This window comes from Streptomyces sp. NBRC 109706, assembly GCF_000974485.1.
Lineage (GTDB): Bacteria > Actinomycetota > Actinomycetes > Streptomycetales > Streptomycetaceae > Streptomyces.
Genome location: NZ_BBOM01000020.1, coordinates 1 through 11,266 on the forward strand (window position 1 = coordinate 1; position 11,266 = coordinate 11,266).

Sequence of the window (11,266 nt, forward strand, 5' to 3'; positions counted from 1 at the left end):
GATGCGGTGGGTGGTTTTCCGGTGGATCGTGGTTGGGATGAGTCGCTTTATGATCCGGATCCGGGTGCGCGGGGGAAGAGTTATGCGCGTGAGGGTGGGTTTTTGTATGATGTGGCGGATTTTGATGCGGAGTTGTTTGGGGTTTCGCCGCGTGAGGCGGTGGCGATGGATCCGCAGCAGCGGTTGTTGTTGGAGGCGTCGTGGGAGGCGTTTGAGCGGGCGGGTATTTCGGTGGATGGGGTGCGTGGTTCGCGGACGGGTGTGTTTACGGGGTCGATGTATCACGATTATGCGAGTCGTTTGAGTCGGGTGCCTGAGGATGTTGAGGGGTATGTGGGGACGGGGACTTCGGGGAGTGTGGTGTCTGGGCGGTTGGCTTATACGTTTGGTTTTGAGGGTCCTGCGGTGACGGTGGATACGGCGTGTTCTTCGTCTTTGGTGGCTTTGCATTTGGCGGCGCAGGCGTTGCGTAATGGTGAGTGTGAGATGGCGTTGGCTGGTGGTGTAACGGTGATGTCGACGCCGGTGACGTTTATTGATTTTAGTCGGCAGCGTGGGTTGGCGGCGGATGGTCGGTGTAAGTCGTTTGCTTCGGCGGCGGATGGTACGGGGTGGTCTGAGGGTGTGGGTGTGTTGGTGTTGGAGCGGTTGTCTGATGCTCGGCGTAATGGGCATCGGGTGTTGGCGGTGGTGCGGGGTTCGGCGGTGAATCAGGATGGTGCGTCGAATGGGTTGACGGCGCCTAATGGTCCGTCTCAGCAGCGGGTTATTCGGCAGGCGTTGCGGAGTGGTGGGTTGTCGACGGGTGATGTGGATGTGGTGGAGGCGCATGGGACGGGTACGAGGTTGGGTGATCCGATTGAGGCGCAGGCGCTTCTTGCGACGTATGGGCAGGGGCGGGCGGATGATCGGCCGTTGTGGTTGGGGTCGGTGAAGTCGAATATTGGTCATGCGCAGGCGGCTGCTGGTGTGGCGGGTGTGATCAAGATGGTGATGGCGTTGCGGGAGGGGGTGTTGCCGCGGAGTTTGCATATTGATGAGCCCTCGGAGCATGTGGATTGGGATGCTGGGGCTGTTGAGTTGTTGGTGGATGAGCAGTTGTGGCCGGAGACCGGGCGTCCGCGTCGTGCGGGTATCTCGTCCTTTGGCGCCTCGGGAACGAATGCGCATGTGATCGTCGAGCAGGCTCCGGAGGACGCCGAGCCGAGTGAGATCGTTCTTTCCGGCGACCGTCTTCCCCTTCTTCCCTGGCCTCTCTCCGCCCGCAACACCGAAGCCCTGACCGCCCAGGCGGCCCGGCTCGCGGAGGCCGTCGACGAACTGGACCCCGCGGATGTGGGTTGGTCGCTGGTCAGCGGGCGCGCCGAGCTGTCGACGCGGTCCGTGGTGTGGGGTCGGTCCGTCGATGAACTCATCGCCGGGCTGGGGTCGTTGACCGTCGAGGACGGGGTTGGCGGCGGTCAACTGGCGGTGTTGTTCACGGGTCAGGGTGCGCAGCGGGCGCGGATGGGTGCCGAACTGGCGGCTGCCTTCCCGGTGTTCGCGGAGGCGTTGGCCGAGGTGTGCGCGGGGTTCGATGGGTTGTTGCCGCGTCCGTTGGGCGAGGTGCTTGCGGACGAGACCAGCGCCGATCTGGATCGGACCGTGTTCACTCAGGCGGGGTTGTTCGCTGTTGAGGTGGCGCTGTGGCGGTTGGTGGAGTCGTTTGGGGTGCGGCCCGACTTTGTGGCCGGGCATTCGATCGGTGAGATCGCGGCGGCTCATGTCGCGGGGGTCTTTGATCTCGCTGATGCCTGTCGTTTGGTGGCGGCGCGTGGGTCGTTGATGCAGGCGTTGCCGTCGGGTGGCGAGATGCTCTCGGTTCAGGCGTCGGAGGAGACGGTTCGCGAGCGCACGGATCTGGATATCGCGGCCGTCAACGGTCCCCAGTCCGTGGTTGTCGCCGGTGCTGAGGCCGAGGTTGAGGCGTTGCGCGCCGAGTTCGCCGAAGCGGGCGTGAAGACCCGGCGGTTGACGGTCTCGCATGCGTTCCACTCGCGGTTGATGGAGCCGATGCTGGGCGAGTTCGAGGAGGTTGCCCAGTCCGTCACCTACCGCGCCCCCGCTCTGCCGGTCATCTCCAATGTGACGGGTGCGGCGGCCGGGGTGGAGATCGCCACCGCCGAGTATTGGGTGGCGCATGTGCGGGCCACGGTGCGGTTCGCCGATGGGATCACCACGCTGCGTGCGGCCGGGGTGGCGACGTTCCTCGAACTGGGTCCGGACGCCACGTTGACCGCGATGGGTGCGGAGTGCCTGGCCGAGGACGACACGATGGCCGCGTTCGTTGCCACCACCCGTCGGGAGCATGACGAGGTGGCGATGTTCACCGCCGCGCTCTCCCGGGTGTGGGCGCGCGGCGCCTCCGTCGACTGGCGGGCGGCGTTCGCCGGGCGGGCCGTGCGGCAGGTGGACCTGCCGACCTACGCCTTCCAGCGCCAGCGGTACTGGCTGGAGGGCGACACCAGCGGTGACCCGACCGGCCTCGGGCTGGGTGCGGCGGAGCACCCGTTGCTCGGTGCCGCCGTCAATCTGGCCGGTGAGAGCGGCCTGGTGCTGACCGGTCGGTTGTCGTTGCGTGGTCAGTCCTGGCTTGGCGATCACGCGGTCGGCGGCACGGTGCTCTTCCCGGGCACCGGCTTTGTCGAGCTGGCCGTGCGTGCCGGCGACGAGGTGGGCTGCGGGCAGGTGCGGGAGTTGACGCTCCAGGCGCCGTTGGTGCTGCCCGAGCGTGGTGGCGTTCAGGTGCAGGTGGTCGTCGGCGGTCCTGACGACGCCGGGCAGCGCGAGGTGCGGATCTACTCCCGTCCCGAGAGTGTCCAGACCGACGAGGCATGGGTCTGCCACGCCGACGGTCTCCTCGTCGCCGAGGCTCCGCAGGTTTCGGAGACCAACGTCGCCACGGAGCTGGAGACTTGGCCGCCCGTCGGTGCCGAGCGGGTCGATGTCTCGGACTTCTATGCGGAGGCTGCGGCTGCCGGCTATGGGTATGGGCCGGTGTTCCAGGGGTTGCGGGCGGCGTGGCGGCGTGGTGAGGAGATCTTCGCCGAGGTGTCGTTGCCGGACGAGGAGCATTCCGCCGCCGCTCGCTACGGTCTGCACCCCGCACTGCTCGACGCATCCCTGCACGCCCTGCTGACGGACGGCGAACAGGGCCTTCGGTTGCCGTTCGCGTGGTCGGGTGTCTCGTTGGTGGCGTCGGGTGCGGTGTCGGTGCGGGTGCGGTTGGTGCCGGCCGGTGCGGATGCGTTCTCGTTGGTGGTGGCGGATGGCTCGGGCCGGTTGGTGGCCCGGGTGGAGTCGTTGGCGCTGCGGCCGGTGTCGGCCGACCAGCTGACGGCCGCCGTCGCTGGCACGTCCGAGCTGGATGCCCTCTTCCGCGTCGAGTGGACCCCGGCAGCCGCTCAGTCGGTTGACGCGCCGGAGGCGCAGCGCCCGGAGTGGACCGTGCTGGGGCCGCAGGGCGACTTCGCCGGGGTGGCGGAGCTGCTGAACGAACTGGGCGACGACACGGCGCCTTCGACTCTGCTGCTGCCCCTGTTGACGGACGAGGGCGCTGACGCGGTGGAGGTGGCGGGCGCGCTCCTGGAACTGGTGCAGGAGTTCCTGGCCGATGAGCGGTTGGCGGCTTCGCGTCTGGTTGTGGTGACGCGTGGCGCGGTGGCTGCGGGGGTCGGTGAGGATGTCACCGATCTGGCCCATGCCCCGGTGTGGGGGCTGGTGCGCTCGGTCCAGGCCGAGCAGCCCGACCGTCTGCTCCTGGCCGACCTCGACCCGGCGGCTCCCGTCTCGGACGAGGCCATAGCGGTGGCCGCTTCCTCGGTCCTCGCTGGGGTTGAGGGGCAGGTGGTGGTGCGGGGTGGTGTGGTGTTGGTGCCTCGTTTGGTGCGGGTGTCGGGTGTGGGTGGTGGGTTGGTGCCGCCGGTGGGTGAGTTGGCGTGGTCGGTGCAGTCGGTTGGTGGGGGGACGTTGGAGTCGTTGGCGTTGGTGGGGGAGCCGGGTGCGTTGGGTGTGTTGGGTGTGGGTGAGGTGCGGGTTGCGGTGCGGGCTGGTGGGTTGAATTTCCGGGATGTGTTGATGGGGTTGGGGATGTATCCGGGTGAGGCGGTGTTGGGTGGCGAGGCTGCTGGTGTGGTGGTTGAGGTGGGTGCGGGGGTTGAGCATGTGGGGGTGGGGGATCGGGTGTTTGGTTTGATTCAGCGTGGGTTTGGGCCGTTGGCGAGGGTGGATGGTCGGTTGGTGGCGCGGATGCCGGAGGGGTGGTCGTTTGAGGAGGCGGCTTCGGTTCCGGTGGTGTTCTTGACCGCGTATTACGGGTTGGTGGATTTGGCGGGCTTGCGTTCTGGTGAGTCGGTGCTGATTCATGCCGCCGCTGGTGGTGTGGGTATGGCTGCTGTGCAGTTGGCGGAGCATTTCGGGGCGACGGTTTATGCCACGGCCAGCGATGCCAAGCAGTCGGCCGTTCGCGCATTGGGTGTGCCTCAGGAGCGGATTGCTTCGTCGCGTGATCTGGACTTCCGGGATGTGTTCCTGGCGGCGACCGATGGTGCGGGCGTGGATGTTGTTCTTGACTCCCTGGCGCGGGAGTTCGTCGATGCGTCTCTTGAGTTGTTGCCGCGTGGTGGGCGGTTCTTGGAGATGGGGAAGACGGATATTCGTGATCCGGAGCGGGTTGCTCGGGAGCATGCTGGGGTGTGGTATGCGGCGTTTGATATGCAGGATGCGGGTCCTGATCGTATTGGTGAGATGTTGGCTGAGTTGTTGGGTTTGTTTGAGCGGGGTGTGTTGCGTCCGTTGCCGGTGCGGTCGTGGGATGTGCGGCGGGCGCGGGATGCTTTCCGGTTTATGAGTCAGGCCAGGCACATTGGGAAGATTGTGTTGACGGTGCCGGCTGGCTTGGATCCGAATGGCACGGTGTTGATCACCGGTGGTACCGGGACGCTTGGTTCGTTGTTGGCTCGGCATTTGGTGGTCGTGCGTGGTGTTAGGTCTCTTGTGTTGACGAGTCGGGCCGGGTTGGAGGCGCCGGGTGCTGTCGAGTTGGCGGCTGAGCTGGCGGGGTTGGGTGCGCAGGTGGAGATCGCCGCGTGTGATGCGGCTGATCGGGATCAGTTGTCGACGGTGCTTTCGGCGATTCCGGCGGGGCATCCGTTGACGGGTGTGGTGCATGCGGCGGGTGTGGTGGATGACGGTCTGATTGGGTCGTTGTCGGTTGATCAGGTGCTGCGGGTGATGCGGCCGAAGGTGGAGGCTGCGTGGAATTTGCATGAGCTGACTCGTGATGCCGGGTTGGCGATGTTTGTGTTGTATTCCTCGGCGGCTGGTGTGTTCGGTAATCCGGGGCAGGCCAACTATGCGGCGGCTAATACCTACTTGGATGCGTTGGCCGCTCATCGCCGGGCCAACGGCCTGCCCGCCACCTCCCTCGCCTGGGGCCTGTGGGGTGGCGTCGGTGGCATGGGCGGCGAGCTGGACGAGGCCGATGTCGCCCGTCTTGGACGTTCCGGAGTCGTCGCCCTCTCGGCCACCGAGGGGCTGAAGCTCTTCGATGTGGCCACCGGGGTGGACGAGGGCTTGCTGGTCGCGGCGCGGCTGGATGTCGCCGGGCTGCGGGGCCGGGCGGAACGTGGCACCGGCGTCCCGCCGCTGCTGCGCGGCCTGGTGCGGGTCTCCGGCCGGCGGTCCGTGGGAGCAGTTTCGGGCGCGGCCGCCGGCGGTGCGCTCGCCAGCACCCTCGCGGGACTGGGCACGGACACCGAACGGGAACGTCATGTGGTGGACCTGGTGCGCGGTCATGTGGCGTCCGTGCTGGGGCACGGCTCGGCGCAGGCCGTCGCGGCCGAACGTTCCTTCAAGGAACTGGGCTTTGACTCGTTGACCGGTGTGGAGTTGCGTAACCGGTTGATCTCGGCGACGGGTGTGCGGTTGCCGGCGGGTGTGGTGTTCGACTATCCGACGCCTGCCGCGTTGGGTGCGTTTGTGCTGGGCCAGGTGTGGCAGGGCGCGGACGACATCGACGCATCATCGGGCGCCGTGTCGCGCGCGGTTGTGGCGGCGGATGAGCCGATCGCGATTGTCGGGATGGCGTGCCGGTTCCCGGGTGGGGTGTCCTCGCCGGAGGAGCTGTGGCGGCTGGTCGAGGAGGGCACGGATGCGATTGGGCCGTTCCCGACCGACCGGGGCTGGGACCTCGACGGCCTCTATGACCCGGACCCCGCCCGTTCCGGAACCTCCTACGCTCGTGAGGGCGGATTCCTTTACGACGCGGGCGAGTTCGACCCCCAGTTGTTCGGGATCAGCCCCCGTGAGGCGTTGGCCATGGACCCGCAGCAGCGGCTGCTCCTTGAGGCTTCGTGGGAGGCCCTGGAGCGCGCCGGACTGCCGCCCACCTCACTGAAGGGCACGGCCAGCGGTGTCTTTGTGGGGGCCGGCTACCCGAGCTATCTCGTGGACCTTCAGCACACCCCGGACGTGGCGGAGGGCTTCTCCCTCACGGGCACCACGACCAGCGTGATCTCCGGCCGCGTCGCCTACACCCTGGGGCTTGAGGGCCCCGCCCTGACGGTCGACACGGCCTGCTCGTCGTCGCTGGTCGCGCTGCACCTCGCGGTGCAGTCGCTGCGCAATGGCGAGTGCGAGATGGCCCTCGCCGGCGGTGTGACGATCATGCCGAAGCCCGGCATCTTCGTTGAGTTTTCGCGGCAGCGTGGGTTGGCGCCGAACGGTCGGTGCAAGCCGTTTGCCTCGGCCGCCGACGGCACCGGTTGGGCGGAGGGCGTTGGTGTTCTGGTCGTCGAGCGGCTGTCGGATGCTCGGCGTAAGGGCCACCAGGTGTTGGCGGTGGTGCGGGGGTCGGCGATCAACCAGGATGGTGCGTCGAATGGTTTGACCGCGCCCAATGGACCTTCCCAACAGCGGGTCATCCGCGCGGCGTTGGCGAATGCCGGGTTGACGACGGCGGATGTGGATGCGGTGGAGGCGCATGGCACCGGCACCCCGCTCGGCGACCCGATCGAGGCCGAGGCGCTGTTGGCGACATATGGGCAGGGTCGCTCGGATGAACGGCCGTTGTGGTTGGGGTCGTTGAAGTCCAACATCGGCCACACCCAGGCGGCTTCGGGCGTCGCCGGTGTGATCAAGATGGTGATGGCGTTGCGGGCGGGGGTGTTGCCGCGCAGCCTGCACATCGACGAGCCCTCGGAGCATGTGGACTGGTCGTCGGGTGCGGTGTCGGTGTTGTCGGAGCCTCAGGACTGGTCTGATCTGGGGCGTCCGCGTCGGGCGGGTGTGTCTTCGTTCGGGATCAGTGGGACGAACGCGCATGTGATTGTCGAGCAGGCGCCGGTGGATGAGGTGCCTGGTGCGGTGGTGGTGGCGGGGGATCGTGGGCCGGTGTGGGAGGGGTCGACGCTGCCGTGGGTTGTCTCTGCTGGTGGTGCGGAGGCGTTGACGGGGCAGTTGGAGCGGTTGGCGGGAGTGGCGGACGACGCTGATCCGGCGGATGTGGGTTGGGCGTTGCTCTCCACCCGGGCGGTGTTGGAGCACCGTGCGGTGCGGTGGGGTGCTGGGGTTGAGCCGGTGCGGGGTGTGGTGGGTGCGGATGCTGGTTCGGGGTCGGTGTTTGTGTTCCCGGGTCAGGGTGCGCAGTGGGTTGGTATGGGGCGTGGGTTGTTGGTGTCGTCGCCGGTGTTTGCGGCGCGGTTGGGTGAGTGTGAGGTGGCGTTGGGGTCGTTTGTGGAGTGGTCGTTGGTCGGGGTGTTGGAGGGGGAGGACGAGGGTTGGTTGGAGCGGGTTGATGTGGTGCAGCCGGTGTTGTGGGCGGTGATGGTGTCGCTGGCGGCGGTGTGGGAGTCGATCGGGGTTGCTCCGTCTGTTGTGGTGGGGCATTCGCAGGGTGAGATTGCGGCTGCTGTGGTGGCGGGTGGGTTGTCGTTGGAGGATGGTGCGCGGGTGGTGGCGTTGCGTTCGGCGGCGATCCGTGATCTTGCCGGGTCGGGTGGGATGGTGTCGGTCGCGGCTGGGCCGGAGCGGGTTGCCGAGCTGCTGGGGTCCATCGAGGGTGTGTCGGTTGCGGCGTTCAATGGGCCTTCGGCGACGGTGGTGGCGGGTGAGGTGGCCGGGCTTGAGAGGTTGATGGTGGCTGCTGAGGCGGCGGGGGTGCGGGCGCGTCGGGTTCCGGTGGACTATGCGTCGCATTCCGCTCATGTGGCGGCGATCGAGGATCGGATTCTGGCAGATCTTGCTCCGATCAGCCCGCGTTCGTCGGATGTCCCGTTGATTTCGGCGGTGACCGGGGAGCCGTTGGACACGGCGGGGATGGATGCGGCGTATTGGTATCGCAACCTTCGCCAGCCGGTCCGCTTCGCGGATGCGATGAACCACGCGGTCGGGCAGGGCTTCCGTCGGATCGTCGAGGTCTCCCCGCATCCGGTGCTCACGGTGCCGGTGCAGGAGATCCTGGAGACGGCCGATGCCGCCGGTGTGGTCGTGGGCACGCTGCGTCGCAATGAGGATGAGGCGGCTCGACTGATCGCCTCGGCCGGCGAGTTGTGGGTCAACGGGACCTCGGTCGACTGGACCGCGTTCTATGCCGGCCGCGCGGTGCAGCGGTTCGATCTGCCGACCTACGCCTTCCAACGGGAGCGATTCTGGCTGGTCGAGGAGATGGGACGGGCGGACGTCAGCGGTGTGGGTCTCACCGCCGCCGGCCACCCGTTGCTGGGCGCCTCGGTCACGCTCGCGGCGGATGGCGGCGTGATGCTGACGGGCCGCATCTCCCTCAGCACCCACCCGTGGCTGGCCGACCACGCGGTCGGTGGCACGGTGCTCTTCCCCGGCACCGGCTTTGTCGAACTGGCCATCCGCGCGGGCGACGAGGTCGAATGCCCGCAGCTGGCCGACCTCACCCTGCAGGCGCCCCTGGTGCTTCCGGCGCGCGGCGCGGTCCAGGTGCAGGTCGCGGTCGCCGCGCCGGATGGCGCGGGACGTCGGGACGTCCGCGTCTACTCCCGAGGCGAGGACGCCGACGCGCGCGACGCCTGGACGTGCCATGCGGAGGGCGTGCTGGTTTCCGAGCAGGCTGACGCGGCTGCGGACTTGGTGGACTTGGCGGTTTGGCCGCCGGTTGGTGCCGAGCCGGTCGATGTCTCGGACTTCTATGCCGAGGTCGCCTCGGCGGGCTATGGGTATGGGCCGGTGTTCCAGGGGCTGCGGGCGGCCTGGCGGCGTGGTGAGGAGATCTTCGCCGAGGTCACGTTGCCGGAGGACGAGCACGCTTCGGCCGCCTCGTTCGGCATCCATCCCGCGCTCCTGGACGCGGCCCTGCACGCGAACGGCCTTACCGCCGGGACCGGTGACGAGGTGCGGCTGCCGTTCGCCTGGTCCGGGGTGTCCCTGCTCGGTGCGGGCGCGGCCTCGGTGCGGGTCCGGCTGCTGCCGTTGGGTGAGGACGCGCTGTCCCTGCAGCTTGCGGACACCACCGGTCAGCCGGTGGCCAATGTGGCATCGCTGTCCGTACGTCCCGTCTCCGCCGAGCAGTTGACGGCGGCTGCGGCCGGTGGCACCGACGTCGGGAACGTCGTCTTCCGCCTGGACTGGACCGCCTCGGGTCTGGTCTCCGCCGAGACCGACCAGGTGGTTCCGGCGCCGGAGACATGGGTGGCCATCGGCGGGGACGAGGGCGAGGACCGGTTCGGTCTCGGGGTGCGCCGCGTCCCGGACTTCGACCAGCTGTTGGATGGTGAGGCGCCGCCGGTGGTGCTGCTGCCCGTCGGCGGCGACGGTGCGAACGACCCGGTGGACGGCGACCTGGCCGGCCTGGTGCACACGACCTCCGCGCGGGTGCTCGACACCGTGCAGCGGTGGCTCGCCGATGAGCGGTTTGCGGATGGTCGGTTGGTTGTGGTGACGCGGGGTGCGGTGGGGGTTGGTGTGGATGGGGCTGTGACGGATCTGGTGTCTGCTGGGGTGTGGGGTTTGGTGCGGTCGGCGCAGTCGGAGAATCCTGGTCGGTTGGTGTTGGTGGATCTTGATCCGGGTGTTGAGGCTGAGGGTGTGGGTTCGGTGTTGGGTTCGGTGTTGGCGTTGGATGAGCCGCAGGTGGCGGTGCGTGGTGGTGGGTTGGTGGTGCCGCGTCTGGTGCGGGCGGGGGTGTCCGGTGTGGATGAGGGTGATGGGTTGGTTGGTGTTGATGGGTTGGGGACGGTGTTGGTTACGGGTGGTACGGGGACGTTGGGTGGGTTGTTGGCGCGGCATTTGGTGTCGCGTTATGGGGTGCGTTCTTTGGTGTTGACGAGTCGTCGTGGGTTGGCGGCTGAGGGTGCGGTTGAGTTGGTTGAGGAGTTGCGGGGTGCGGGGGCGTTGGTTGAGGTGGTGGCGTGTGATGCGGCGGATCGGGAGGATCTGGCGCGGGCGTTGTCGTTGGTGCCGGCGGAGTTCCCGTTGCGCGGTGTGGTGCACGCGGCCGGCGTACTCGACGACGGGCTCGTCACCTCACTCGACGAGGACCGTCTCCGTACGGTCATGCGGCCCAAGGTCGATGCCGCGTTGAATCTGCATGAACTCACCCGGGATGCCGATCTGACGCTGTTCGCCGTCTATTCCTCTGCCGCCGGGATTCTTGGTAATGCGGGTCAGGCGAACTATGCGGCGGGGAATGCGTTTGTTGATGGGTTGGTTGCGTATCGGCGTGGGTTGGGGTTGTCGGGTGTTTCGTTGGCGTGGGGTTTGTGGGGTGTGGAGTCGGGGTTGACGGGTGGTGTGTTGGGTCGTGGTGTGGGTGTTGCTGGTGGTGTGGTGGTGGGGTTGTCGGTGGGTGAGGGGTTGGCTGCGTTTGATGTGGGTGTGGGGTTGGGTGGGTTGGTGGTTGGGGTGCGTTTTGATTGGGGTGTGGTGCGGGGTGTGGCGCGTGGTGGTGGGTTGTCTTCGGTGTTGCGTGGGTTGGTGTCGGTGGGGTCGCGGCGTGTGGTGGGTGGGGGTTCTGTGGGTGGTTCTGGGTTGGTTGGTCGGTTGGTTGGTGTGGGGGAGGGTGAGCGGTTGGGTGTGGTGTTGGAGGTGGTGCGTGGTGCGGTGGCTGGTGTGTTGGGGCATGTGTCGGGTGAGGTGATTGGTGGGGAGCGGGCGTTTAAGGATTTGGGGTTTGATTCGTTGTTGGCGTTGGAGTTGCGTAATCGGTTGGGTGAGTTGGTGGGGTTGCGGTTGCCGGCGACGTTGGTGTTTGACTATCCGA

Annotated in this window: 1 protein-coding gene; it reads left to right on the plus strand. The window is 67.4% G+C overall.

What is annotated here, in order from left to right; translation table 11 throughout:
- Positions 1-11,266, plus strand: an 11,266-nt coding sequence (locus AOM46_RS31255; RefSeq protein ID WP_158920845.1) for a type I polyketide synthase, incomplete at both ends; no start/stop codon positions are given.